Annotated in this window: 23 protein-coding genes; 11 read left to right on the plus strand and 12 right to left on the minus strand. The window is 51.5% G+C overall.

From position 1 onward, the window contains the following. Nucleotides 1–48 precede the first annotated feature (48 nt). Nucleotides 49–924, minus strand: a complete 876-nt coding sequence (locus tag IE065_RS14910) for an ABC transporter permease (protein WP_189516523.1) — start codon at nucleotides 922–924, stop codon at nucleotides 49–51. Continuing rightward, complete coding sequence (gene ubiE / locus IE065_RS14915; RefSeq protein WP_189516525.1) at nucleotides 921–1616, minus strand: bifunctional demethylmenaquinone methyltransferase/2-methoxy-6-polyprenyl-1,4-benzoquinol methylase UbiE; 696 nt, start codon at nucleotides 1614–1616, stop codon at nucleotides 921–923. The genes IE065_RS14910 and ubiE overlap by 4 nt, the downstream gene beginning before the upstream one ends. A gap of 81 nt (nucleotides 1617–1697) precedes the next feature. Between ubiE and IE065_RS14920 the strand changes: the two genes are divergently transcribed. Continuing rightward, nucleotides 1698–2117, plus strand: a complete 420-nt coding sequence (locus tag IE065_RS14920; RefSeq protein ID WP_189516527.1) for a VOC family protein — start codon at nucleotides 1698–1700, stop codon at nucleotides 2115–2117. 171 nt (nucleotides 2118–2288) lie between these two features. On the opposite strand, the gene IE065_RS14925 is transcribed toward IE065_RS14920, so the two are convergent. After that, entirely contained in the window at nucleotides 2289–3971 is a 1683-nt protein-coding gene (locus IE065_RS14925) for an AAA family ATPase (RefSeq protein ID WP_189516529.1), read from the minus strand. Between the two features lie 175 nt (nucleotides 3972–4146). Between IE065_RS14925 and IE065_RS14930 the strand changes: the two genes are divergently transcribed. Then, on the plus strand, nucleotides 4147–4476 hold the full coding sequence (locus IE065_RS14930; protein WP_189516531.1) for an HU family DNA-binding protein: 330 nt from the start codon (nucleotides 4147–4149) through the stop codon (nucleotides 4474–4476). A gap of 101 nt (nucleotides 4477–4577) precedes the next feature. On the opposite strand, the gene IE065_RS14935 is transcribed toward IE065_RS14930, so the two are convergent. From IE065_RS14935 to IE065_RS14945, 3 genes are all read right to left on the minus strand, one after another. Beyond that, nucleotides 4578–5648 carry a hypothetical protein gene (locus IE065_RS14935; RefSeq protein ID WP_189516533.1) on the minus strand — a complete coding sequence of 357 codons (1071 nt, stop codon included), beginning with the start codon at nucleotides 5646–5648 and terminating at the stop codon, nucleotides 4578–4580. Nucleotides 5649–5733: 85 nt separating this feature from the next. After that, nucleotides 5734–5877 carry a hypothetical protein gene (locus tag IE065_RS14940; RefSeq protein ID WP_189516535.1) on the minus strand — a complete coding sequence of 48 codons (144 nt, stop codon included), beginning with the start codon at nucleotides 5875–5877 and terminating at the stop codon, nucleotides 5734–5736. Nucleotides 5878–5889: 12 nt separating this feature from the next. Next, nucleotides 5890–6669 carry an AsmA family protein gene (locus IE065_RS14945; RefSeq protein ID WP_189516537.1) on the minus strand — a complete coding sequence of 260 codons (780 nt, stop codon included), beginning with the start codon at nucleotides 6667–6669 and terminating at the stop codon, nucleotides 5890–5892. A 382-nt stretch (nucleotides 6670–7051) separates the two neighbouring features. Between IE065_RS14945 and IE065_RS14950 the strand changes: the two genes are divergently transcribed. After that, nucleotides 7052–8401, plus strand: a complete 1350-nt coding sequence (locus IE065_RS14950; protein ID WP_189516545.1) for a radical SAM protein — start codon at nucleotides 7052–7054, stop codon at nucleotides 8399–8401. A 47-nt stretch (nucleotides 8402–8448) separates the two neighbouring features. Here the strand turns inward: IE065_RS14950 and IE065_RS14955 are convergent, their stop codons facing one another. Beyond that, entirely contained in the window at nucleotides 8449–9144 is a 696-nt protein-coding gene (locus tag IE065_RS14955; protein WP_189516547.1) for an AIM24 family protein, read from the minus strand. 305 nt (nucleotides 9145–9449) lie between these two features. Here IE065_RS14955 and IE065_RS14960 point away from each other — a divergent pair, with 305 nt between their 5' ends. The 7 genes from IE065_RS14960 to IE065_RS14990 all read left to right on the plus strand — a co-directional run bounded on the left by IE065_RS14960 (nucleotide 9450) and on the right by IE065_RS14990 (nucleotide 18632). Further along, on the plus strand, nucleotides 9450–10715 hold the full coding sequence (locus IE065_RS14960) for a CAP domain-containing protein (protein ID WP_189516549.1): 1266 nt from the start codon (nucleotides 9450–9452) through the stop codon (nucleotides 10713–10715). Nucleotides 10716–10829: 114 nt separating this feature from the next. Beyond that, entirely contained in the window at nucleotides 10830–11891 is a 1062-nt protein-coding gene (locus IE065_RS14965) for a LacI family DNA-binding transcriptional regulator (protein ID WP_189516551.1), read from the plus strand. Nucleotides 11892–12037: 146 nt separating this feature from the next. After that, a complete protein-coding gene (locus IE065_RS14970) occupies nucleotides 12038–12715 on the plus strand; it encodes a PEP-CTERM sorting domain-containing protein (RefSeq protein ID WP_189516553.1) in 678 nt (225 codons plus the stop codon). Between the two features lie 35 nt (nucleotides 12716–12750). After that, a complete protein-coding gene (locus IE065_RS14975; RefSeq protein WP_189516555.1) occupies nucleotides 12751–16095 on the plus strand; it encodes a right-handed parallel beta-helix repeat-containing protein in 3345 nt (1114 codons plus the stop codon). A gap of 2 nt (nucleotides 16096–16097) precedes the next feature. Further along, nucleotides 16098–16739, plus strand: a complete 642-nt coding sequence (locus tag IE065_RS14980) for a prepilin-type N-terminal cleavage/methylation domain-containing protein (protein ID WP_189516582.1) — start codon at nucleotides 16098–16100, stop codon at nucleotides 16737–16739. Between the two features lie 10 nt (nucleotides 16740–16749). After that, complete coding sequence (locus IE065_RS14985; RefSeq protein WP_200163288.1) at nucleotides 16750–18171, plus strand: Gfo/Idh/MocA family oxidoreductase; 1422 nt, start codon at nucleotides 16750–16752, stop codon at nucleotides 18169–18171. Nucleotides 18172–18353: 182 nt separating this feature from the next. Then, nucleotides 18354–18632 carry a hypothetical protein gene (locus IE065_RS14990; protein WP_189516557.1) on the plus strand — a complete coding sequence of 93 codons (279 nt, stop codon included), beginning with the start codon at nucleotides 18354–18356 and terminating at the stop codon, nucleotides 18630–18632. Between the two features lie 6 nt (nucleotides 18633–18638). Here IE065_RS14990 and IE065_RS14995 read toward each other — a convergent pair whose 3' ends face one another. From IE065_RS14995 to IE065_RS15005, 3 genes are all read right to left on the minus strand, one after another. Next, nucleotides 18639–19097: an acetolactate synthase gene (locus IE065_RS14995; RefSeq protein ID WP_189516559.1), complete on the minus strand. Its 459-nt coding sequence runs from the start codon at nucleotides 19095–19097 to the stop codon at nucleotides 18639–18641. 114 nt (nucleotides 19098–19211) lie between these two features. Beyond that, nucleotides 19212–19724 (minus strand): glycine cleavage system transcriptional repressor, encoded by a 513-nt coding sequence (locus IE065_RS15000; protein ID WP_189516561.1) that lies wholly within the window; start codon nucleotides 19722–19724, stop codon nucleotides 19212–19214. A 98-nt stretch (nucleotides 19725–19822) separates the two neighbouring features. After that, nucleotides 19823–19975, minus strand: a complete 153-nt coding sequence (locus IE065_RS15005) for a hypothetical protein (RefSeq protein ID WP_189516563.1) — start codon at nucleotides 19973–19975, stop codon at nucleotides 19823–19825. A gap of 144 nt (nucleotides 19976–20119) precedes the next feature. On the opposite strand from IE065_RS15005, the gene IE065_RS15010 reads away from it, so the two are divergent. After that, nucleotides 20120–21622 carry a sigma-54-dependent transcriptional regulator gene (locus IE065_RS15010; protein ID WP_229792138.1) on the plus strand — a complete coding sequence of 501 codons (1503 nt, stop codon included), beginning with the start codon at nucleotides 20120–20122 and terminating at the stop codon, nucleotides 21620–21622. A 54-nt stretch (nucleotides 21623–21676) separates the two neighbouring features. Here IE065_RS15010 and IE065_RS15015 read toward each other — a convergent pair whose 3' ends face one another. Together IE065_RS15015 and IE065_RS15020 are read right to left on the minus strand one after the other, a co-directional pair. Beyond that, nucleotides 21677–23134 carry a tetratricopeptide repeat protein gene (locus IE065_RS15015; RefSeq protein ID WP_189516565.1) on the minus strand — a complete coding sequence of 486 codons (1458 nt, stop codon included), beginning with the start codon at nucleotides 23132–23134 and terminating at the stop codon, nucleotides 21677–21679. Continuing rightward, nucleotides 23118–23978 carry a transglutaminase family protein gene (locus IE065_RS15020; protein ID WP_189516567.1) on the minus strand — a complete coding sequence of 287 codons (861 nt, stop codon included), beginning with the start codon at nucleotides 23976–23978 and terminating at the stop codon, nucleotides 23118–23120. Before IE065_RS15020 ends, IE065_RS15015 begins: the two co-directional genes overlap by 17 nt. Between the last annotated feature and the right edge of the window lie 79 nt (nucleotides 23979–24057).

A 24057-nucleotide genomic window follows, 5' to 3' on the forward strand; every position in this document is an offset into this window, starting at 1 on the left:
TTTGGTGATCCCTTGTGTCGAGTAAATCGGGCCGCCTCGTCTGTTCAATCAGCTCTTGGGGTCAAATGCGTCGCGTAGACCATCGCCGATAGCATTGAGCGAAAACAGTGTCGCTGAGAAAAAAAACGCGGGGAATAAGAGCAGCCAAGGGTATTCCTCCATTGTTTCGGCACCGAGGTGCATCAAGTCCCCCCAACTCGTCATTGGAGCCTGCACGCCCAGCCCAAGAAAGCTGATAAAGGCCTCTAGCAGCATGACATTGGGCACGGTGAGCGTCGCGTAGATAATGATGACGCCAAAGAGATTTGGAAGCAGATGTTTCCAAGCAATGGAGGACTCGGATTGCCCGAGCGCGCGCGCAGCCTGTACGAACTCGCGCACCTTCAGCTCCAGAGATTGACCACGCACGATACGTGCCATTGTGAGCCATTCTACAGCTCCAATTGCGACGAAAATCAGGGCGAAATGACGCCCGAAAAAAGTCAGCAGCAGGATAACAAAGATCACGAACGGCATCGCTTGGAGTAGTTCCACGCCACGCATCATTATGCGGTCGGTATTACCACCCGCCAGACCGGCACCGATTCCATAGGCGACCCCGATGATCATCGATACAAGCGAGGCTAGCAGTCCGACGGCAAAAGAAATCCGGCCGCCGATCATTACCCGTGCCAGTAGATCACGGCCCAGAGTGTCGGTGCCTAGCCAGTGTTCTGCTGAGGGGGCAGAGGCACCCAAGTCGGTGTCAGTGACCTCATAATAGCTATCCGGCTGAAAAAAAGGGCCAATCAAGCACACCAGAATGATGAGTGCTAAGACGGCGGTGCTGGCGACCGCGAGCCGATTGCGACGCCAGCGCGTCCAGCCATCTGACCAAGGTGAAGCCGGGCGTGCTGAGGCAAGGCTGGCGGCGGGGCTACTCATCGCACGGCTTCATGAATGGCGACAATGCCGAAGGTGAGGGGAGTGGCGGACACTTCTGCGAAACCGGCCTTGAGAATCTGCGCGCTCAGTGTGTCTCGCGCGGGGAAGCCCTCGATGGAGTCGGCGAGGTAGCTGTAGGCGTCCTTTTTACCTGTTACCAAGCTGGCTAGTGTTGGCAGAATACACTTGAGATACACGTAGTAAAACGGGCGAAACCACGCGTAGGGTTGCGAAAACTCAAGGATCAGCAACCGGCCGCCGGGTCGCAGTGAACGTCTCATTTCTTGAAGGCCGCGGATACGGTCCTCGAAATTGCGCACGCCAAACGCAATGGTGATGACGTCGGTGGATTCGTCCGCCAGCGGCAGATTCAAACAGTCGCCAAAGGCAAAGCGGATTGCTTCATCGCCGTAACGCTCTTTCTGCTTGGCTCGGGCCTCGTCCAGCATGGGCTCGCAGAAATCCAAGCCAGCCAGCTCGACACTCGCAGGGAGTTTGTTGCGGATCGCAAAAGCGACGTCACCACTGCCTGTCGCCAAGTCGACGATGACTTGTGGATTGGCTCGGGCGACCTTGCCCACCAGCACGCGGCGCCAGTAATAGTCCACCCCGCCACTCAGCAGGTGGTTCGCGGCATCATAGCGATGCGCGATCTCTCCAAACATACGATTGATAGCGGCTCCTTCTGGCATACTGTTACTACAAGGTTAACTTTGCCCTGATGACAACTCTGCTCTTGGTTTTTCCTTCGGAGTCAATTATCACGTTTCATTATGAGCGATACTCAAAAACCTACTATCGGTGGCTTCGACTGGAACGAACTACTTACCTCGGACATTAATGGTGCCTGCGATTTCTACGCGGGCCTATTCGGCTGGACCATCGAGGACTGGCCAATGGATAACGGCATGACCTACAAAATCGCCAAAAAGGGCGACAAGATGATGGCAGGCCTTATGGCCAAGCCTCCCATGATGCCCGAGGGCACTCCTCCCTTTTGGGGAGCCTACGTCACCGTGGAAGACACCGACGCAACTGCGGCCAAAGCAGTGGAGCTTGGCGCAACAATCCTTTGCCCCCCAATGGACATCCCCAAGATCGGCCGCATGTGCTCGATCCAAGACCCCCAAGGCGCTTTCGTCTCGTTCATCGCCTACAAGCCCTGCTGCGACGACGACAAATGCTGCGAGTAGGGGGGGCAATACCTACGAAGATTTAAATTCGACGTTGGCTGAAATGAGCGTGAGCCGCTCTCGCTGCGGCTCAGAAATGGTGTTTCTCTTCCTGAGGTAGCGCGGATCGTCCTCGATCCGCGTCACCCAAAGAAGCCTTGTGAGCTTAGGATCTAGCCACCTAAAAGCTTCCTAGCTTTCACGCGGAGTGTCGACGTCGATGACGTCGTCTCCGTCTGGGGGCGGTTTTTGGACTGCTTCGGTTTCGGCTCGGACTTTGGCCTGAGCCTCAGCTTCGCGGAAGCTCTCGACGACCCACTGGGACAGCTCCTTATCAGGGTTCTTGGCCGCAGGCCCGCTGATTTCGAACGCGGTGCGCCCGTTGTTGCGGGCGACAATGGCGAGGCCGTGTGGGTAGTCCTTGAAGCGTTCGTCGCAGATGGTGCGCAAGGTTCGGTCTTCCTCGGCGGCAGCCTCAATGAGCACATCGGCGGCCTCATCAGTGAAGGTGAGCTTGAAGCTATATTCGCTCTCGAAGGCAGTGGAAAATGCGCCTAGCTCGCTTTCCCAGACCTCGCGCATAAGGTGCTTGTGGTCGACAATGAGCTTGGTGAGCGCTTCATCGGGCTGGGCGATCATCTCGGTGGTTACTTCGAAGGACTTGATCGCGGTGGAGGGCAGCTCGAACTTGAAGTTGCGGAAAATGCGCTCGAGGACGGTCATCAGGCCACGGGCACCAGTTCGCTCCTCAAAGGCTTGAGTGGCGATTTCGACAATGGCCTCGGGCGTGATTTTAAAGTCAATTTCGTAGCCCTGGAAGTCACGGCGGTATTGTTTGAGCAGGGAGCCTTCGGAGCTAGTCAGGATCGCAGCTAAGTCATCGGGCTTCAGGCTTTCGCAGCCGACACGGACGGGGATGCGGCCAATGAACTCCGGCTCGAAGCCGTAGTCAATGAAGTCGCGCGTGGCGGCTTGTTGGAGGAATCTAAAAGGATCGTCTCCGGCGGCGTCGCTGGGGCTGGCGTTGAAGCCAATTGCGGTGTGCTCGACACGCTTCTGGATTTTCTCTGCGAGTTGGTCAAAAGCGCCGCTGACGATGAACAGGATGTGGCGGGTATTGATGGACTGGCGATTCGGCTTTTTGCCACCGCGTCCACCGGTCATCATCGCCTGCATTTGTCCCATTATGTCGTTGGGCGAGAAGAGATTAACTTCCGTATCTTCCATCAACTTGAGCAAATTGATCTGCACGCCACGACCCGAGACATCCTTGCCCCCCATGGAGTTGCCCGAGGAGGCGATTTTGTCGATCTCGTCGATGTAGATGATGCCGTACTGGGCAAGCTCGACGTTGCCATTGGCAGCCTTGACGAGGTCGCGGACGAGGTCTTCCACATCGGAGCCGACGTAGCCCGTTTCGGAGAACTTAGTCGCATCAGCTTTGACGAAGGGCACGCCGATGTAGCGTGCGATGTTGCGCATCAAGTAGGTTTTACCGACGCCAGTTGGGCCGAGCAGGAGTATATTTTGCTTGGCGTAGTCTTGCTCCAGCAGGCGCTCGTTCTCCAGGCACTGGCGGACGTGGTTGTAATGATCGCAGATGGCGACCGATAGAACTTTTTTTGCGTCAAACTGCTTGATGACGTAGCGATTCAGGTGGTCGCGGATGTCCTTGGGCTTTAAATTGAAGTCCCGAATGCGACGAAGAGTCTCAGCGTCATCTTGTGCGCGATCGGTCTCTTCCTCGTCAGGGGCGTTGATTTTATCGGCACCCTGCATCGGGTGGACGCCAACGACTTTGCTGCCGGGAGGCATCATTCCCTGAAGCCGTTTTTGTATTTCTTCTAGTATATTTCCGTCGTCTTTATCGCTCATGATGGTCTTGAAATATAAGGTTTTGTCTGAATTCTATGGATGTTTCGGGTAGGGGAAAAATTTCCTAACTAATAGATGATGAGGGACTAAATAATGTTTGACACCCCTAATCGGATGCAAGACTATCGTTTCCAGTCCAACGCGTTGCCTTCTACGATCTATATCATTCCTTGTCATGTCCGGGAACCTCACCAAACGGGATATCGTCCTACAAATATACGAGAAAACTAATTTTCCGCAAAAGGAGGTTCGTGAAACCGTCCAGTTGACACTCGACGCCATTGCTGAGGCCTTGGCCGAAGGGCGCAACGTTGAATTGCGGAATTTTGGAGTATTTGAAGTCCAGTTGCGGAAAAGTCGCATTGGTCGCAACCCTAACCGTCCAGAAAAGGACGTGGTTATCCCGAAGCGCGCCGTGATCAAGTTTAAGGCGGGCAAAGAGCTGAAGTCACATCTAAAGGATCTCGATCTAAGCAAACTAGACGCTGAAGACACGGCAGAGTAGGGCTTGTTCGATTTTTAGATATAGAATTGGGCTAAATTAGCGCAATTTCATGTCATGATTATGGGGCATTTAAGGTAAAGCGCCTGCCACAGCCCCCCCCCTTACTGATTTAGCGGAGCTTCAACGGGCTCCTTGGTCTGCTCAATGATTATTTCTGTTGTTTGGGCGGCAGGCTCGACTTTAGCGATGGTGGCTTTCGCCGAAGATTCCCCTTTGATCATTCTATCAATTTCAGGTAGGGCGAAGGCGAGGCCAATACTGATGCCCAAGCCGATCAAGGCCTTAATTGCATCGCGCCCACAGGTCGCGTAAGCTTTCTTGAATTTACGGTGCTTGAGCGCACCAGTAAGGGCAAGCTCACGCCCGGCGAGCAGGCCGAGGAAGACCCAAGTCGTGCTCATCGGCACGTCATTGAGTTCCTTGAAGAAGAAGAGCACGAAGCCATATTGGAGATCAATAATCGTGGCCGCGCGAATATCTGTCATGTTGGTTTTTGACGTAACGATTTTCTGGATAGCCCCCCCCCGCTTATAGAATATCCAGGCATGCAGCACATACATGACGCCGATTGCCATGACAAATCCAAGCAGGCTTAGCTCTCGTGGGAGGTAGGCGAAGATATTAGCCAAGTCCTGAACTAGCCATTGGCTCCAAAGCCAAGCTGTGGCGCACCACTGAAGGTATACCCAATAGGTTTGAATCTGCGCTTGGCCATCTTTTTGAGAGGCAAGGAAACGTCTCTCAAGAGCGACGACGACAAAACGGGCAATAAAGTAAGCGCAACCAAAGGCCAAGGCGTAACCAAACAGGCTCTTTTTAAGCATGTCCTCAAGGTTCCCCGGGTGAAACACCGTGAGTACCAGAAATGTTGTGCTGACTGGTACGCCGAAGCGAGTCAGCGCCAAAATGAATAGAGGGGGGACGACTTGCACCCAAGTAATGCCTCCTTCGGGGAGTGGGAATTTGCCTAAGCGACCGTAAGATACGTCACCAACAATAAAATAGCCCCAACACATGACAAAAGTCAGAATCCCGCACGCGAAGAGCCAAAGTACCCACCAAGGTCTCTTCTCATTGGAAGAAAGGAATGTTCCAAGCGTCTGGATGGCGTCATTGGCGACGATGGCATACGACGCCAAAAGGAAACCGACTATCATGAAAACTTCTTGCATGCGTAGCTAAATCGCTCGCCAAAGTCTTCTCTCGATTGCGATACGTCAACCTTCGTATGGCTCGTCACCAAGTCGTTACATGCCTCTAGTCATGCTGATTAACAACCATGTTATCCTCAGGTTCAGAGTCCCCCCCCCACATGAGCATACCCATGAGGCCCGCCAACAGGATCAGGAGCAGCACCGTAAGGGTCCGCGCTTCTTGAGGCGTGAGGCGAAACGGACCCATCGCACAGCAGGGTTAATCGAAGAGGCCCTTGATTGCCTCGCCGGCTGAATCTACAGCCGACGCGCCATCGCCGCCGGTAATGCTTTTCAGGATGGCGTTCGGGTCGTTGGAAATTTCGCGCACCAACTGAGCGGCAACTTCGACGACCTTTTCAAGTACAACAGAAAGCACATAGTCCGCCGCCTGAGCAGGGGTTACGCCTTCGCCGCCAAAGTCCTTCTGGATTTGGGGGAGGGGGAGGGTCTTTTCTATCTTCAATACCGCAAGGTCTACGTTGCCATCCGTGACGATGATCTTGTGCAGGAGCAGTGTCTTCTTGGAGGCTTCGGCGGTGGGTGAAGGTTCTTCGCCTGGGGGGGGGGGAGGTTGCTTTTCGCTGGTGTATTTCTTGGTGTTGGCGTCGATCTGGCTTTTGAGCTTGGTCAGATTGTTCGAGGTGAGGGTGGACTCAAAAGTGAATTTTGGCGCTATGATCCGGATTTCGTTGATGACGATTTGATCGGAAAACAGTGAGCCGGGCTCGATGTCGATAAAGATCTCGCCACACTCCATCGCGCTGGGCTTGTCGAAGCCTTCCGGATTGCCGATGAACAGGCCGTTAATACCGATGTCACCGTCGAAAACATTCACACTGGTGCTTTCAACATAGGTTTTGGTTCCAGTAATCTCAGGCCCCAGCTTGTTGAAGACTTTGGTGATGCCGCCGCCCACAACAGCATTAATGCTGAAGTATGCTGCCACTACGCCGATGATGATTAACAGAAAGAAAGCGATGAGAATTTTCTTGATCATGATTTGGCTAACAGACTTACGTTTTTTTCGTTTGGGGCGAGATTAAAACCTTGGAGGGGGGGGATCATTGGTCACCGCCGCTGGTTGTCGCTTAGTGCCAGAATTCCGTGGCAGGGATCGATCGGGTAAAGCCCTGAGAAACGTGAGTTTTGTTACGATGATTTTGCATAGTTAGGTTTTGTTTCGGATGCCATACTAGCAAAGCTTCATTATTTATTGTCATGGTTGATTGAGTTTATTGTCAGTTTTTGGTGGCGTAAATGTTTATCTTGTCCATCCATGGAATTAGTAATACTTATTGCCATGGTGCGCTTTCCTGAAAACGAGACGCATTCTCGAAAGTGGGTTTTACACGCGTTGTGGATCCGAGCAGTATTGCAATATGGACAATGTATCGCCGCAAACTGCTGATTATTGCGCACAAGTTGGGGTGCGCCTTTCCGACATCTTTACACCAATACGCGGAAGACCCGGGATGGGGCATGGTGGTGGTGGCCGTGGCGAAGGCGTGGCTGAGTCGTTTGCCGACTGGGCACCTGGGATTAACTCACAGCGCCATGATGCGCCGTTGAACCTGTATCTGCACACGCCTTTTTGTCATCATCGCTGTTCATTTTGTCCGTTTTTCCAAAACACGACAAAGCCTGGTTTTAGTGAGCGCTACGCGGAGTTCTTATGCCGAGACCTTGAGCAAAAAGCCCGTTGGGTGGGGCCATCGCTCACGACGCGGCGCATCAGTTCAGTCTTCTTTGGTGGCGGTACGCCGAGCGACCTTGAGGCGGGAGACTTGGCGCGAGTACTCGAAACCTTAAAGAGGCTTTATCCTATCGATACCGAAACCGAAATCACTGTCGAGGGGCGCATTTGGGGATTCAGCAAGGAAAAGGCTGCTGCTTGGCGCGCGGCGGGCGCGAACCGCATTTCGATCGGCCTGCAAAGCACCAACAGCCGCCTCCGCCGCTCAATGGGGCGCCTCGCTGACCGCGGGAAAATCCGGCGAACGTTGCAACACTTTGTCGACCTCGACTTCGTGACCATCGTCGACCTCATCTACGGCCTACCGAATCAGGACGTTGCCTCCGTCGTGGAGGATGTTCGCTTTTTGGCCGAGGAAACCGGCATCGACGGGCTCGACCTCTATGCGCTCAAACAGTTTCCAAACAGTCCATTGGCCAAGGCCGTGGAGCGCGGATCGATCAAATCCCCAGCAGACATCCAACTGCGTGCGGAAATGTTTACCGCCGCTGCCGAGGCGCTGGCGCAGCATGGCTTTGAGCACTTTACGCCACAGCACTGGAGGCGAGGCCAGCGCGAGCGCTCCATTTACAACCAGCTCGCCAAAACCAGCGCCGACATTTTGCCCTTCGGTTCATCGGCTGGCGGGCGCCTCGGCAATGTGCAAATCAGTGGTTTCCGTACGCTGGAGGACTATGAGAATGCCATCGAGGCGGGCGAACTTGGTGCTCATTGCATCACCCGCGAAGCTGCGCCCGGCCAAGGCTTCACTGACGCCATTGTCGCGCATATCCAGCGTCGCATGTTACCACCGCTCAGCCAATGGCCCAACCGTGCCGCGGCCACACCCCTCCTCAACAATTGGCGCGAAGCGGGCCTCATCGGTGCTCCTTGCCCGGACGGCCTACCGCTCACTCCAGCGGGCTGTTTTTGGTTCCCGCATCTGCAATCGCTCCTGACAATGTGGTCCACCCGCATCGCCAGCCAAGCGGCGTAGCGGAATTTTCTTATTTATGAGTAGGAGGTGTGCTTGCGGTATGGGACCTAGCCCGTCGTATGCTGCATGTAAACTTCTTCGTAGGGCTGGATCACCACGAAGCCATCACCGGCAAATTCCATTTGAATGCTTTCGCCGCTACCGCGGCCGACGAAGGTTTTCAGTGAAACGTCTTTGCGGAAGGTTGGTTCCAGATTCCCCGACCAAGCCACGGTTGCGTTTGGGTCGGTGATGATGTTGTGGCCGGGCGTCACGCGTAACGTAACGGGGTCATAGTGCGTCGTGAAAGCAATTAGGCCGCTGCCTTCCAGACGAACGTTAAAGAGCCCGCCGGACATCATCGCAGCGACTTTCTTCATCATCTTAATGTTATATGTGATGTGCTCTTCGAAGGCGAGGATGTCGTTGCCATTGACCACGAGCGCCTCGTTTTGAAGTTTGACGATGACGACTTTTTTGCCCTCATCGGCCAAGTATACAACACCATTGCCCTCGGCGCGCGTCAGTTTGGCACCCTCGCCGCTGACCGCCTTCTTGAGCAAATTGCCCAGGCCCTGACTCATGATGCCTTCGCGGGTGAATTTTACCTGCCCATGATAGCCGACCATCGAGCCCATCTTCGTCCAAACCGAGCCGCTGAGGTTCACTTCGAGCATGCGCTCGTTCTCAAGCTCGAACAGCCCTTGGCCGCGGTCTTGGTTTTTCGTGCGTTCAATGAAACTAGCGAGGGACTTATCGGACATGGTGATTGGAATGGAAGGTTGGTGTGGTTGGGTTGTTTACCCTCAAATATCCTGCCTCATCGGATGGGATACAACAACATTTTATAAAACTATATTGGTTATGACCAGGAATTGTTTTCGCGCCTGCAATCGCTTCTAAGAGGACGTCTAAAAAGTCAGCCAAGTGGCGTGACCTAATCCGAGGTGTTATCATCTTATGATTCAGCACATAAAATATATGTGAAACGCTCTCAGTAGATTGTTTGTAGCTGGGGAAATGGGAGTTGGACTGGTATGATGCCAACATCATTCTAGTGACTCATTCGATGCTTCCCGTGACCCAACTATCCATTCTCCTAAGCATTCTTCTTGGTAGCCAAATTGCTTTTGGCTCCCCTCAATCACCAGCTGAGTCACCGCCGTGGGAACAGGGAAGCCCGCCGATTTTGTCGCCGAAAATGCTATCGGATGACCATAAGATGCCTCTGGCATTGAGCGAGTGGACCTTTCACAAAAGCGCGGACGGATCGCGCCCTAGCGGGGTCGAGCAGCAATACATGTGGATGATGAATCGGGCGCGTGCAAATCCTGAGGTGGAGGGCATATGGTTGTCCTTGGTTCAAGATAGCCTTATTCAAAACGCGATCAGCTACTTTTCTGTGAATAAGGACATCCTACGCACGGAATTTGGCGCGCTATCACCGACACCGCCCGCAGCGTTCGACATCCGTTTGCATAATGCGGCAGTTGCGCATTCGGAGTATTTGATCAGCGTCGACGGGCAAAACCACAATGATCAATTTCAGCGAATGTCAGACGCCGGGTTCTCATACTCAAGTGGACGCGGCAGCGTATTTTCATATTCCAGAAATGGAGCTTATGGTCATGCTGGCTTTAATATCGATTGGGGTGGAGATGATGGTACCGGCATGCAGACTGGCCGTGGTCACCGCGCTGGCTTAATGGGCAATTACAGCAATGTTGGGGTTGGTGTGGTCGAGGAGAATAATGTGAACACGTCTGTCGGCCCTGAGGTGACCACCATCAATTACTGCAATGCCCGTACTTCAAGCGCGAATCACTATAACCGGTTCATTGTCGGTACGGTTTGGGAAGACCAAAACGGCAATTATTTTTACGACCCGGGGGAGGGCCTCAGCGGGGTAACTGTGATGCTGGACAGCGGTGATTTTTTTGCAGTGACCGGGACTGCCGGTGGCTATGCTATTCCCGTAGACTCCGGAACATACCAAATATCCTACAGCGGAGGCGCTTTGTCGCAACCAGTGGATAAGAATGTCACCGTTGGTTCCAGCAGCTTACTTGTGCCGTGGGTTGATGTTCCCTCGGTGGTATTATTGGCCGGAACCAGCATCGATATTGATGCCGTCCTTCAGGAAGCGGACACGAGCTGGAGCTTCGCCTACGGACTACCGAGCACCGTCAGTGTAAGCAGTGACCTTGAAAACTGGGAAATCATTGATGACGGCATTTCAAAATCCGGCAGCACACTAAACTGGTCAGAAAATTGGTCCGGCAGTCCGACGCCGCGCTTTTGGCGCATCCAAGCTTGGAACTACCTGGAAGACTAGCGCAGGTTACTCGCGTCCGAGGGCGGGGCTGCTTTTTGACGCCCCATTGAATTTGTTTGTGTGGATGCTTGTTTCGTGCGTGACCTCCAATACGAATTGGGTCATGCTTTTTAAATGGCATCCGAGCAGTTAAAAGATAGAAAAAAGAAGGGCGAAATTCTTTCTGCTGCAGATTTGGCCCGTCATTTGAATATTTCCCAGTGGTCGATTTCCAGAGCAATCAACGGCCATAAGGATGTCAGTGAGGACACTCGGGAACGTGTTCGGAAGGCGATGGAGGAATATGGCTTTCAGCCTAATCTCTACGCGCGTGGCTTGCGTGGAAGAGAGACGGGCATGATCGGCGTCTGTTTTCCACGACATGGTGTTCCAATTATTGGGCAGAAGATTTCCGAATTACAGATGTTTCTGAAAGAGAAAAACTATCGCTGCCTTTTCGAATCAACCATGAACCGTGCGGATGTTGAAGCCAACGCGGTTAAGGATTTTCTGAATCTCAAAGTCGAGGGAATCGTGACGATTCAATCGCAACTGATGCCTGCGGATTTGTCCCCATTACTGGAAAAGAAAGATACGCCCTGCGTCATGATAGACCCAGTGCAAGAAGGACACATCTGCCCGAGCGTTTCATTGGATCGACATAAGGCGATGGCTTTATTGATGGGGCATTTATGGGAGTTGGGGCATCGGCGTTTTGCTTTGATGGGATTTGGCCCCCGCGATGGCTGGCGGTGGCCGCCCTTGGTGGATTTTGCTGCCAAGCATGGTCTGAGTGCCGATGAGGTCTTTGTCAGCCTTCCTAAGAAAAAGGCTGATGATAGCTTTGTGGTCGCTGGCGTAGAATTGACTGAGCAATTGTTGCAAATGAAGCCCGCAGAGCGCCCGATGGCATTGATTTGTTTAGACGATTTGGTGGCGCTGGGAGTTGTCCAAAGTTTGCATCGAGCTGGATATTCGGTGCCGAATGATTTTTCTGTGACAGGTTTCAATAATCAGGACATTGCCCAGTGCCTTTTCCCGCGACTGACGACAATAGACCAGCACCCTGAATTACTGATGGAGCAGGTAAGCAGTTTGTTGATCAGTCAGATTAAGAACTGTGGCGGTGAGGATGCTGATACTGTCCTCGTCGAGCCGCAATTAGTGGTGGGGGAATCTACTGGTCCGGTGCATTAGCCAAGGCATTAGCTGCTTGAATGCCCGTTTTTTTTATATTTATCTTGCTTTTCGGTATTAACAACCTAGTAATTGCCTCATGCCCAATACGTATTAGGTAACTCTTGATTTCAATGCTTATCCAAAAACCCAAGGACTAGAAAATTATGAAAAACATGCTCAAACTACCCATTGTCTGTTCCATTATCTTTGTTGCTCAGGCAGCAATTGCAGAAACCGTTGTCGACGTTTCTCCTACAGCGCCGGATACAAATATCGAAGCAAGCTTCACCAGCGGTACCGCTAGTGGCTACCAATGGCGGGACAATGAGAACAGTCGTCGCGACTTGGGCCAATCATTTTTGGCTGATAGTTCTTTCACTTTAGATGCATTTTCTTTTTCTGCGCTTGGTAATGTGCAGGCAGGAGCTTCTGGCGCTAGTTTCGATGTAAAGATTTTCGAGAGTGATAATATCTCTTTAATCGGTAGTGCGATTTCAACCCAAAGCGGCACCTACCTCACTTCAGGTAGTAATCCTGTTAGTGGAAATTGGATTGTTTTTGATTTAGAGGATGTTGCTTTAACGGCGGGAAATTATTACACGATCGTGTTGTCATGGGATAGTGCTGGTGTCCAGGACCAGGATCAGGTTTTTGGAATGGTTTCTGGCAACTTGTATGGGGATGGCTCGGCTTGGGAGTCGTCAGATGGCGTCAACTTTTCGAGTTTAGGTGGAGACCTACAGTTTACAGTACAGTCGATCCCTGAGCCCAGCACTGTGGCGCTTTTCCTTGGAGTCGTTGCTATTTCTGTTGTAGCTCGTCAACGCCGGAACCGTAAGTAGGTTCCGGCTTTAGCCCCAATATTTATCCCAATTGTATGTCTGTTTATCGATGCTTTGTGCAGGTGGCTTGTGCCGCCTTATTAACCCAATACGTGTTAGGTAGTCAAGTGGAGACTAATTCGTTGTCGACGTTGCAAATGCTACAGCCTGGCCAACCTGCAGAAGTTAATTTGGCTGCTGGCGACTATGTCTTACCTAAAGAAGGGTTGCTTTTGAAGAACCTTGAGGGCGTTACAATTAATGCAGAAGGAGTGCGGCTCCTTGCGTCGAACCCTGTGGGTAGCGCCTTAATTATTCGGAATTGTAAGAACCTGACGATTCGAGGGCTTACGGTGGATTACAATCCGTTGCCATTCACTCAGGGCACCATTACGGCGGTGGACCGGGAGGCGCTAACTGCCGATATTGCCATCCATGATGGGTATCCTGATCTGACTGAAGATTACTTGGTCCGTCGGGCGCATCTCTTTGAAAAAGACCGTCATCTCTGGAAGGCGGGTGCTCCAGATTATTATCTGAGTAAAAACGAGCGTTTGGATGCGAGGCATTGCCGCTTACATTTCCAAAAGGGCGAAACGGCCTTTCATTATGTTGAAGTAGGTGATCGGATAGTGATGAATATCCGAAAGGCTGCGGCCATACAGGTGCGAGATAATTCCGAAGGGCTGCATCTAGAGGATTGCACGATTCATGCGGGTCCGGGCTTGGGCTTGCTTGTGCGTTTTGCTAAAGATGGAGGCACTTATGAGCGTTTGCGCGTGCTTCCAGGGCCATTGCCTGAAGGTGCCACTGAGCCGCGCCTTCTTTCGACTTGTGCGGATGCAGTCAACATTGCGTATACGCGTAAGGGTCCTATTATCAGTGAATGCGAATTTGCTTACATGGGGGATGACTCGGTGAACCTGCATGGTGCGACGCTTCCGGTTTTAGCATGGGAAGACGAGAAGACGTGCCTATCGATGCGACCGTTCGGGGATGATCCCTTTGAGGACTTATTACAGGAGGGAGATGTAGTCCGATTTCTTCAAGAGCCAGATTTTTCACTGATTAGGACTTCAGAAATAGAGAGTATTGAGCGTGCCAACGAGCCCTTCGAAAAATGGGAATCAAAGATGCGCGAAATATGGCCAAGCTATCGGAAATCGAAGAACGCTACATTTTACCGAATACGATTCAAGGACGCGATTTCTGATGTCCCTGCTGGAATTTCTTTTTGTGAGTTCCATGCTAGTTCGGCTTCAGGCTTCGTGATTAAAGATTCCTATTTCCACGACCACCGTGCACGCGGACTTCGTTTGATGAGCAATGACGGTTTGATCGAGAACAACCGATTCGAACGTCTCAAGGGGGCTGCCATTAGTGCCGGCCCAGAATTTGCTTATTGGAAAGAGGCGGGTTGGGTCCACGATTTGACTATCCGAGGCAATACTATTACGGATGTGGGGCTCGGCGCGCATCAGCTTTATGAAGAGAGCTACACGCTCGGTGCCATCTCCTTATTTACTCATGTATTGCCGATGGGGATGGCTTCACGTTACTATCAAGGAAATGACAATATTTTGATTGAGGACAACGTTATTGATGGATGTTCGATGGACGGTATCAGTATTGTGGCGAGTAAAAATGTCGTCATACGCAATAACGAGATATCCAATGTGAATCTAATCGATGCGGGAGATGCGGGTCGCGATTATGGTTTGAAAGCTGGACAGGCCATTTCAATTATCCAGTCGGAAGCGTTGATTGAAAATAACACGATCCATGTGGCTCCTCCAAAATTTGAATCTAAGGCTATCGTGCCTGATGTGGATACGGCTAGTAATGTGAGCCAAGAGATGTTAACTCTCTCGACAAGCGTGATGGTTGGGAACCCCAAAGTTGACGGGAGTCATCTAGTGAACGCTGAATTAGAAGGGGCCAATGGCTTTCGCTTCTATTGGATCGAAAATGAAGGACGTCGTGCCCTTGGGCAACAATTCAAGGTCAGCAAAAAGACTAAAATCTCTCAGCTCGCTTTAAAAATAAATTCTGCGACTCGTAATCTGGATACGAACAGCTTGTTCTCGTTGACTTTTGCGCGGACGAAGAACGGGAGCGCCCAGCCTGGTGAGATTTTGGCTAGTTACGTTGGTTTAATTCCAGATGAGGACGAAAAGCTAGATAGTCGAACATGGCTATATCTCACGTTTGCAGAGTTGGAATTGAAGCCTGGAGATTATTGCTTTTATGTGAATTTTAATGCCGCTGGTCAGGCTGGCCGCTCGCTTGTGCTGAGTGTTGGGGCCAAGAATGACACGTATGAGGGCGGTAGGGGGATTTTTGCTAATGATGGTCCTTTGGGGACTTGGGAGTATTCTCGTCCGCTTCACTTTGTTTTGTCAGATTCCGCGAACTTACAGCCTGCGGTGCCCGAACAGGCTGCAGTATCTCGACGGATTTTGAATGTGGATTCAAATGGCGGTGGAGATTACACGAGTTTGGCCGATGCATGCAGGGACGTTCAACCTGGGGATGTTATTCGTATTGAACCGGGCAGTGGCCCATATCGTGAGCCACTCTTTATTAAGAGGTCTGGCCGAAAGGATGCACCGATCGTTGTTGAGGGAAGCGGAGAGACTGTTACTGGTTTTGATCCTCTTGAGGGTTTCAGAAAAGAGGGCGATCATTATGTGTGCGATATTGCGCAGGAGTTTCCGTTTGTTCTCGTTTTCAAAGGTGAGCGTCTGCTACAGGATGCGCTGACTGGGCAATTTACCAAGTATGCGCGCTTGTCTGAGGATAATAAAAGCCTAGAGCTTTTACCCGGAGTTTCTCCAGATGGCTGGGAGATTTCCACACGTTATTTTGTGGTGCGAATTGAAAATGCGTCTCATCAAGTTTTTCGCAATCTGAAAGCGACTGGCGCGCTCAACGATGGTTTCAATTTGCATGGGAAGGGGCAGGGGCTCGTCTTTGAAAACATAGAAGCTTTTCAGAATTTGGACGAAGGTTTTTCAGCGCACGATCAAATGCAATGTGAAATTAGCGATGGAGTCTTTTATGGAAACGACAATGGGGTCGGCAACGTTGCTGACAGCGAGATGTCAGCAACGCGATTGAAGATATACGACAATTTGGGCTATGGGCTTTGGCTGAGTAACTGCCGTGCGGTGCTTAGCGATATTCAGGCATGGGATAACGGAATTTCCCAGATTCGCTTCTCCGGCAACGTCAATGTCGAAGTCGATGGAGTTGTTGCCTACGACGTGCCATGGAAAGCTCGACAATGGGTCAGTTACAAAGAGTCAGCCAAAGCATCATCCCTGGCAGCAGTTGCGATGGATAGAAAAGTTCAATTAGTTGGCGAACAACCAGTGCTTCGCTCAAGGGAAAGCCTTTAGCCATGCATCTTTCTAGTAAGCACAGATCGAGAGGATTTTCACTCCTTGAATTGCTTGTTGCTATTGCGGTGATTGCCATTCTGTCGGGTTTGTTGATGGTGACGCTAGGACGGACTCGCACGGCAGCAGACAACGTGAAATGCGTCAATAACCTCAGGCAGTTGGGGGGCGCATTACGTATGTATGCAAATGAGAACAAGGGTTTTCTGCCTAAGCCAACGGATAATTATCTTAACAAAAATGCGACTTCGGTTTCCTGGATGATCGTTACCGGCGATTACATGAATATGCCTTTTCCCAAAACAAATCAGGATACTTTTTTTCTGTGCCCTGAAGCTATGAATACATATCCAGATGGAAATGCACGCCGTACTTATGCGATGAATGCAGCGGGTACGGATTCGAAAACGGCGATGAATCTTTTGGTCTTTGAGAATCCCGTTTCCACCGCTTTGCTCTATGATAGTGCTTCATCAAGTTCGATTGATGGTTATGCGGTGTTCGGCATCAACTCTTTCGAGAAGAATGTTGAATGGAGGCATAACCATGGCACAAATGTACTGATGATCGATGGCCATGTTGAACATGTCTCCGAGGATGATATAGATCAGCTCGAATTATACGTCAGAAATTTCATATACTAAGGATCAAATTGTGAGTAATGTTTCAATAGAAGAGGGTGCAGCATCAGTGGCTGTCGGAACTGATAACAATAAAAAAGGTTTAGGCTTAAAACGCTTTGCCTATGTGGGAACGGGGAGTCGTGTTCGGACTTTTCTGGATCCAGTTGCTCGGGACTACAAAGAAGACAGTGAAATCGTTGGCTTGTGTGATACTAGCCTTGTTCGAGCTAACTACCATCAGAAGCGCTTGAGAGATTTGTATGACTATAAAAATGTCCCAGTGTACCATGCGTCCGAATTTTGCACCATGCTCAAGGAATTGCGTCCGGATAAGGTCGTGGTTTGCACAATCGACCGAGAGCACGACTATTACATTAAAGCGAGTTTAGAGGCAGGCTGCGATGTGATCACTGAGAAGCCGATGACAGTCGATGCCACAAAGTGCCAGGCGATTATGGATACGATAGCCGCGAGCCATGGACGTAGCGTTCAAGTTGCTTTTAACTATAGATGGTCTCCTGCTGCAACTAAGGTAAAAGAAGTGTTGGATTCTGGCGTGATCGGAAAGGTCCATCAAGTAAACCTAGAGTATTTGCTGAACACCAGTCACGGTGCAGACTATTTTAGACGTTGGCACTCCTACAAGAAAGACTCAGGGGGCTTACTTGTCCATAAATCGACTCATCATTTCGATCTTGTGAACTGGTGGATTGACGGAATACCAGAGGCTGTTTTTGCCCATGGTAATCTTTCTTTTTACGGGCGTGATAATGCAATTAAGCGAGGTGATGGTAAGTACACCGAATACCCGCGATATCATGGTATTGTCGGGCATGAGGATCCGTTTGCTTTCTTATATGAAGACCTTTGCGACGATGACATTTACAATCGGCACCTGTATTTAGAGGCAGAGAAAGAGAGCGGTTACCAGCGTGATCAAAATGTATTTCGAGACGGTATCGACATCGAGGATACTATGAATGTCATGGTCCGCTACCGACACGGTCCTTTGCTAAACTACAGTCTGAATGCATACAGCCCCGATGAAGGCTACCGTGTCTCCTTTATGGGTGACCGCGGTCGCATCGAATTTGAGGAAAAGCACGGAGCACATATCTTGAACGATGATGGTAGCAAGAAGCAGGTGGATGAGCATGCCCATGCAGGTGGCCATCGGCTTGTGGTACATCCTCATTTTAAAGCTGCTTATGACGTCGAAATCGAGCATGCGGAGGGTGGGCACGGTGGTGCTGACCCGCTCTTGCAAGCGCAGTTGTTTGCCAAAGATCCGCCAAAGGACCCCTTCGGCCGCCACGCAGGTCATGAGCAGGGTGCGGCATCGATTCTGATCGGAATTGCTGCCAATCAAAGTATGATCCACGAAAAGCAGGTGCGGTTACTTGATCTCGCGAATCTACGCCCAGATGCGAGCCATCTTTCTGAGCTAATTTAGAGCCGTAGTAGCTAAGCGCTAAAAAATCCGATAAATAATCGACCACTGGCATAACGGTCCCATACAGCAGAGCAATCCGCTCATATCAGAGCTGACATTCGCCGTATAAACTGACTCAGATTAGCCCAAAGGCTATCAAGCTCTTACTGGGTTATGAGATAACGAAAGCCGAAGGTAACGTGATGATGACACTAAAAAGCATCGAGCAACTTGATGGCCAACGCTGCGCATTATTGGAACTCAACTTTGAAGCCACTGGCAACATGTACGACGACAGCGGACAAAATCAAATATCAATGGTCATGCAAGGCGAAATTCACCGCTCGTTCGAGTTGTTTGAAGACATCAAAGTCGACTTCACTGGCAGCATGGAGATCGTATCCAAGCCACAAGAAGGCGTGATTATGGTCATAGAAGGGCTGCCTACACCACGACTTGGTCAACAGCCAAGTAGCCGCTAGCAGCGTTTATCTGGCCAAATCGCTTTGAGTCAGCACACGGATACTACTTCTGGTAAGAATGTCTGCCGCCATCTCATTGTCTTCCAAGTGAAGAACCAAGCCACATTTTCCGGCCGGCCGCATTAGCATCGGGTAGGTGTAGTGGATGTTGATTTCGGTCTGAGTGAGGGCGCAAGTGACGGTGCGGATATCTTGCTCGGTTGCGAATTCGACCACCATGACTTCGTTCATTGAATAGGCGTATCCGTGCTCGTCGAAGAGAGCCTTTACGTTCTCCCAGTAGTCTGGAATTAGCCGAATAATCGCGCTGTCTGTCGTGTCGACAGTACAGAGTGAAAGGATATGAATATCGTGCTGGGCAAGGAGCACGATAATGTCGTTAAGCCGTCCGACTTTGTTGTCCGCAAAAATGGAGAACTGTCGGATGGCGTCATCCCCTGGGCTGCGCAGTATTTCCGAACTCATAAGCAGATGGTTTTATGCCGCTTAGCGATGCTGGACAATCTCTAAATGCCAAAGTGGAAAGAGATGTGGATCGTTTGCATCAAGCGGATGGGATTACGTAGTGTGGACCACTTCTTATTTGATCACCTTAAGGTCGACCATGAGGTCGTGGGCAATGGCTTCTAGTTCTGTCTGGATTGCGTCGCGGGCATTTTCTCCGCTGCCACTCAGGCGCATGACAGCGCGAAAGAGTGGTGCCCCGGAATCAGGCGCGGCTTCGGTGGCGGTGGAAAGTTCCTCAATGTTGACGTTGGCGGTCGCGAGAGCACGGCTGATTTTTTCTACAATGCCGGGTTGGTCAGTACCAACGAGTTCGAGGGAGAAATACGGCCCGCTGCTGGCGGGCGTACGCTCTTCCACGTGCATGGTTAGCTCGAGATCGGGTAGTTCTCGAAGGGCGTCACAAAGCGCTGCTGCTTGGTCGGAGGCGACGTGCACTTCGAGCAGGCCTACGAAACGCTGGGCCAAATGAGCCATGCGGCTCTGCTCCCAATTACCATTGTGCTTGGTGATGACGCTTGCGAGGCGCTCGACCAAGCCGGGTTGGTCGCGTCCGCTCAGGGTAAGAATCAACGAGGAATGGCTCATGCCTTGATCGAATTCACAGAGGGGGGAGGGGTCAAGTGAGAACGTCGAGAGGCGGGGGGGGTCAAGTGAGAACGTCGAGAGGCGGGGGGGGGATTGGGTTAAAATTTGCCGCCATACTCGAGCATGGCGACGAAGGCGGCGAAGAATCCGAGGCAGATTACTCCGTAGAAACCGAAGGAGTCGCAAAAGCGCTTGCGGGCGGCGTTATCTTGATTGGTGAGGCTGTTATTGCTTGTTGTCTGATTGTTCATGTCCTCTGTATTGCTCGCCTTGTGCCAATTCAGATGTCGTTATCGTAAGCTATTGATTGATAGTATTATGCGTTTTCTTTGAGGGGTGCTTTGATTTTGAGCCATTGAATGAATTGACATGGAATGCGCGCCAATGTACAAAATATGAACATGGGAATTCGCTTATTTACTCCCGAGGAGCGACCACTGGCGCAAAGCTTGGCTCGGCTCGTATGGATGAATCCGTTTGAAGACGCTCGCAAGGTGTTGGAACGCGAAATTCTGGAGGGGCAGGGTGGTCGTGGGGCTGAAAAGTCGGATCTGGCCGCGATACTTGCACTACTGGAGCGCACGATTCGCGCCGGGCGAGAGCATTGGGATAGCGCAAAGGTGCCAAATGATCGCGATGCTTACCTTTACCAAGAGCTCGTGTTTTTTCACGTCTTCCACCAGTTTCGTCGCGATTTCGACAAGGTTATCGAGGCAGCACATACGCGGGGCAGTGCAGCGCAGCGGATCCCTTTCTATGACCGGTTCAGTATGGAAGTCCGGCACTGGCTGCCGGGTGGTTTTGTTGGTGCCTATGCGACGATGGAGGAGACGCGTCTCTTCGCGGTGTTCTTTCAGGTTCGACGGGCCTTTCAGCACATTTACCAATACATTATTGGTGCCTCGCCAGCAGCCACGAAGTTGCGTGCGCGGATTTGGCAGTCAATTTTTACGCACAATATGGATCGTTACCAGCGCGTACTGGCAGATCGAATGGGTGATATTATCACCTTGATCACTGGGCCTTCGGGAACTGGCAAGGAACTCGTTGCCCGGGCAATCGGACTGAGTCGATTTATCCCGTTTAATCCCAATTCACGGGAGTTCGAGGAGGATTTTGTAAAAGCTTTTTATCCGATCAACCTGTCAGCGTTGAGTTCGAGTTTGATTGAGTCCGAGCTGTTTGGCCATCGCAAGGGCGCGTTCACCGGCGCGTTGCAAGACCGCAAGGGCTATCTCTCCGTTTGCGGGCAGCACGGCACGGTGTTTCTGGATGAAATTGGGGAAACGGAGACCTCGATCCAAGTCAAGCTCCTCCGCCTTCTGCAAACGCGGACCTTTTCGCCAATCGGTGACACCGAGCAGCATGTATTTCGGGGAAAAATCATGGCTGCGACAAACCGTGACCTGCTCGTTGAGATCCAAGCCGGGCGTTTCCGGGAAGACTTCTTTTTCCGTCTGAACGCGGACCATGTGAGGACGCCATCCTTGCGGGAAATTTTGCGCGAATCTCCAGATGAGTTGGAAAATCTGGTGTCTCACATTGCCCGCAAGTCCGTGGGGGCTGAAGAATCAGCCACACTGACGGACGAGGCGATGACTGTAATTGCGCGCGATCTGCCTTCCGATTACGCATGGTCAGGTAATTTTCGTGAGCTTGAGCAGTGTGTGCGCAATATTCTGGTGCATGGAGAATATACGGCCCAGCCATTAGGCTCTCCAGATGCGAACAGCCGAGCGAGTGAACTGGCGCTGGAAATCCAGTTGGGCCGCCTTACAGCAAACGAGCTGTTGTCACGCTATGTGACCCTGCTCTACGAAAAAACGCCGAATTTCGAAGAGCTTGGGCGTCGCCTGGAGTTGGATCGTCGAACGGTCAAAAAATACGTTAATCCGTAATCTTGGTCATCAGCCGAAGAGGACTTGGCAGTATAAGTTGTTCGCACGAGGGGGCTAATTGCCAGCAATTGCTTCACGTCGAAAATCTGCCAATAGCTTGTTGTGCGGATAAAAAAGAAGGCCGTTTTCGGCAATACGTTCGGCGGTTTCATAATCCCCCGTTTGGAGTAGCGAGCGTACGCAGGTCACGTAAGCGGTGCTGGGGAGTCTGGACTCACGTGTCATGTCCCATAAGGCGACTCGGTCGTCCTGTCTTTTCTCAACGAGTACGGTTAAGAGCTTCTCGAACCAAGCCATCTTTTCAACTTGATCGGCGACTTCTTCTTGTTGCATCCATTCTTGGTAAAGTTGCTTTGCCTTGGCTGGCTGGCCCACGTGGAGTCGGGCTTGGATCGCGTAGAGTTGCATGTTACGCGCCTTATCGGCATCGAAACTCGCCAGTTGCAGGAGTATTTCGTCGATTTGCTTCAATTCCAAGTATTGGCCAAATAGGCGGATCGCCAATTCCAGAGCATTGGGGTTATTCGAATGTTTTTTCAGGTATTGATTGAGTAAGACGTCTCGTCGCTCGAACAAGTCAGCGTAGTTTATTTCCAGAATGATTTGGGCTTGCAGGGTAAATGGATCGGTTGGCCATTCCATCAGTGTTGCCAAGATTTCATCCATTCTGGCGAGATCATCGGTCTGAAGGGCGATCATTGCCTGCAGGTAGCGGAAGTGCGGGGAGTGCTGACGGCCAAGTGGCATCGTATTCATGATTGACTGGGCTTCGTCAATGAAGCCCAGTTTGATCAGCGCGATCATCTCCAGATCCTCAAAGCGTTTATCATCCGGGTCTATCGCGTGCATTTCGCGTGAGTAGTCTAGTAACTCCTCGAAATTGCGCTGATGCTTGAGTGCACTGAGCTCGAGATCGGATAGGGCCAGCCAACGCCGCTGGTCCTCCTTTACTTCTGGGAATCTGCGGAGCTTCTTTGCAATTTCGCCAATCGAAGCGTAGTCCTCGCGCATCCCTAATAGGACAAGAAGGACGTCAATATATTCGCGGTTCTCCGGGTATCCATAGTTTAGGCCAATGCCTAAAACATTGGTTGCGGGCTCGGACTTGCCAGCGGCTTGGTAAAGCTTGGCGAGCATAAGGCGCGCTTCGTGGTCTCCTGGCTTACGCGTTAAACCAGAACGAAGCATGTGTAAGGCCCCGGCATAGTCCTTTTCCTCAAACAGGGCCTTGCCGTGCTTGAGGTTGGTGGTTCCGGCCTTCTCACTGAGGCTTGGCCAACGCCAGGGCAGGGCTACGTCAGCAAATGTAATCTGATTATAGGGGCGTGAGCTGCGGCGAATATAAACGGCAGTGACTAATCCCGCGTAGGTAAACCCGGCTAAAATTAGCCCTAAAACCAGAAGCCGCTTGGCATTGATTTGAATAGTAAGGTCCCCGCGGGAACGATACATGCGAAAGAGGCCAAAAAGGATGGTGGTGCCATCCAGCTTTCGCTTAAACCGTAGCCTCATAGAGCATCTCCTGAGCAATGCGGACATGGACGTCCATTTCGCGTTCCGAGGCACCACGATAGGCACCACTGACGGGACGGATATCCTGATAGTCGCGGCCAACGGCAACACTCACATAGCGGTCGTCCACGGGGCGGCGGTGAGTGGGGTCTAAGCCATACCAGCCTTGTTGGGGAAGGAAGACTTCGACCCATGCGTGGGAGGCCTCGCTGCCGCCAAGTGCCGGGTCAAACTGGTCGTTGAAAAAATAGCCGCTAACATATCGGGCCGGAATTTTCAGGGAGCGGCACAGGCCGAGCAAGACATGGGCGAAATCCTGGCAAACGCCTCGTCTGTCCGTTAGGGTCTCGTTGACAGTGGTGTGGGCATGCGTGGTCCCTGGTGCATACTGAAATGACTCATAGACCCAATTACTGAGTGTCAGTGCGTTGCTCCATACATCGGAGAGACCGTTTGGAAGACAGTCCACCGCACAACGCCAAAGTTCTGGCGAAAGCTGGACGAATTCCGTGTCCATCAGGAAATCGTGGAGTTGAAAGGCGAGGGCAGGTTGATGCAGTCCGCTAGGGGCCTCTGGCACTGGCTGGGGGCGGCATGTGGTCTCCACCCGTGATTTCATCTCAATGGCCAGCTCAGTGTGTGGCGCGGCTAACTCCAGCAGGTAAACGCGGTTTTGGTAGAGGTCGAGGTAGTCATGCTGGGGGGCAGGCGGATTACTTGTCAGACTAAAGGAAAGACGCTTTTGCCACTCCAAATCAATGGGTTGCAGACGTACTTCGTTGAAGCTATCTCGCGCTGGCTGAGCATAGCGATATGTCGTTCGGTGAATAATATTGAGCAACATGCGGTCCCTAGAGTCCGCTAAACGAAATGCTCACGCTCGCGATGGCAAGCTAAAGTGCATCGCTATAATTGACTCGTTG

This window comes from Cerasicoccus arenae (assembly GCF_014651635.1).
GTDB lineage: Bacteria > Verrucomicrobiota > Verrucomicrobiia > Opitutales > Cerasicoccaceae > Cerasicoccus > Cerasicoccus arenae.

Excerpts from the sequence above, each read along its gene's own strand:
- IE065_RS14935 (WP_189516533.1), bottom strand. The coding sequence starts at position 5,648 with ATGCAAGAAGTTTTCATGATAGTCGGTTTCCTTTTGGCGTCGTATGCC.
- IE065_RS14925 (WP_189516529.1), bottom strand. The coding sequence starts at position 3,971 with ATGAGCGATAAAGACGACGGAAATATACTAGAAGAAATACAAAAACGG.
- IE065_RS14910 (WP_189516523.1), bottom strand. The coding sequence starts at position 924 with ATGAGTAGCCCCGCCGCCAGCCTTGCCTCAGCACGCCCGGCTTCACCT.
- IE065_RS14980 (WP_189516582.1), top strand. The coding sequence starts at position 16,098 with ATGCATCTTTCTAGTAAGCACAGATCGAGAGGATTTTCACTCCTTGAA.
- IE065_RS14950 (WP_189516545.1), top strand. The coding sequence starts at position 7,052 with ATGGACAATGTATCGCCGCAAACTGCTGATTATTGCGCACAAGTTGGG.
- IE065_RS14945 (WP_189516537.1), bottom strand. The coding sequence starts at position 6,669 with ATGATCAAGAAAATTCTCATCGCTTTCTTTCTGTTAATCATCATCGGC.
- IE065_RS14955 (WP_189516547.1), bottom strand. The coding sequence starts at position 9,144 with ATGTCCGATAAGTCCCTCGCTAGTTTCATTGAACGCACGAAAAACCAA.
- IE065_RS15005 (WP_189516563.1), bottom strand. The coding sequence starts at position 19,975 with ATGAACAATCAGACAACAAGCAATAACAGCCTCACCAATCAAGATAAC.
- ubiE (WP_189516525.1), bottom strand. The coding sequence starts at position 1,616 with ATGCCAGAAGGAGCCGCTATCAATCGTATGTTTGGAGAGATCGCGCAT.
- IE065_RS15000 (WP_189516561.1), bottom strand. The coding sequence starts at position 19,724 with ATGAGCCATTCCTCGTTGATTCTTACCCTGAGCGGACGCGACCAACCC.
- IE065_RS14940 (WP_189516535.1), bottom strand. The coding sequence starts at position 5,877 with ATGGGTCCGTTTCGCCTCACGCCTCAAGAAGCGCGGACCCTTACGGTG.
- IE065_RS14965 (WP_189516551.1), top strand. The coding sequence starts at position 10,830 with ATGGCATCCGAGCAGTTAAAAGATAGAAAAAAGAAGGGCGAAATTCTT.
- IE065_RS14920 (WP_189516527.1), top strand. The coding sequence starts at position 1,698 with ATGAGCGATACTCAAAAACCTACTATCGGTGGCTTCGACTGGAACGAA.
- IE065_RS14975 (WP_189516555.1), top strand. The coding sequence starts at position 12,751 with ATGTCTGTTTATCGATGCTTTGTGCAGGTGGCTTGTGCCGCCTTATTA.
- IE065_RS14970 (WP_189516553.1), top strand. The coding sequence starts at position 12,038 with ATGAAAAACATGCTCAAACTACCCATTGTCTGTTCCATTATCTTTGTT.
- IE065_RS14960 (WP_189516549.1), top strand. The coding sequence starts at position 9,450 with ATGCTTCCCGTGACCCAACTATCCATTCTCCTAAGCATTCTTCTTGGT.
- IE065_RS15010 (WP_229792138.1), top strand. The coding sequence starts at position 20,120 with ATGAACATGGGAATTCGCTTATTTACTCCCGAGGAGCGACCACTGGCG.
- IE065_RS15015 (WP_189516565.1), bottom strand. The coding sequence starts at position 23,134 with ATGAGGCTACGGTTTAAGCGAAAGCTGGATGGCACCACCATCCTTTTT.
- IE065_RS14930 (WP_189516531.1), top strand. The coding sequence starts at position 4,147 with ATGTCCGGGAACCTCACCAAACGGGATATCGTCCTACAAATATACGAG.
- IE065_RS15020 (WP_189516567.1), bottom strand. The coding sequence starts at position 23,978 with ATGTTGCTCAATATTATTCACCGAACGACATATCGCTATGCTCAGCCA.
- IE065_RS14990 (WP_189516557.1), top strand. The coding sequence starts at position 18,354 with ATGATGACACTAAAAAGCATCGAGCAACTTGATGGCCAACGCTGCGCA.
- IE065_RS14995 (WP_189516559.1), bottom strand. The coding sequence starts at position 19,097 with ATGAGTTCGGAAATACTGCGCAGCCCAGGGGATGACGCCATCCGACAG.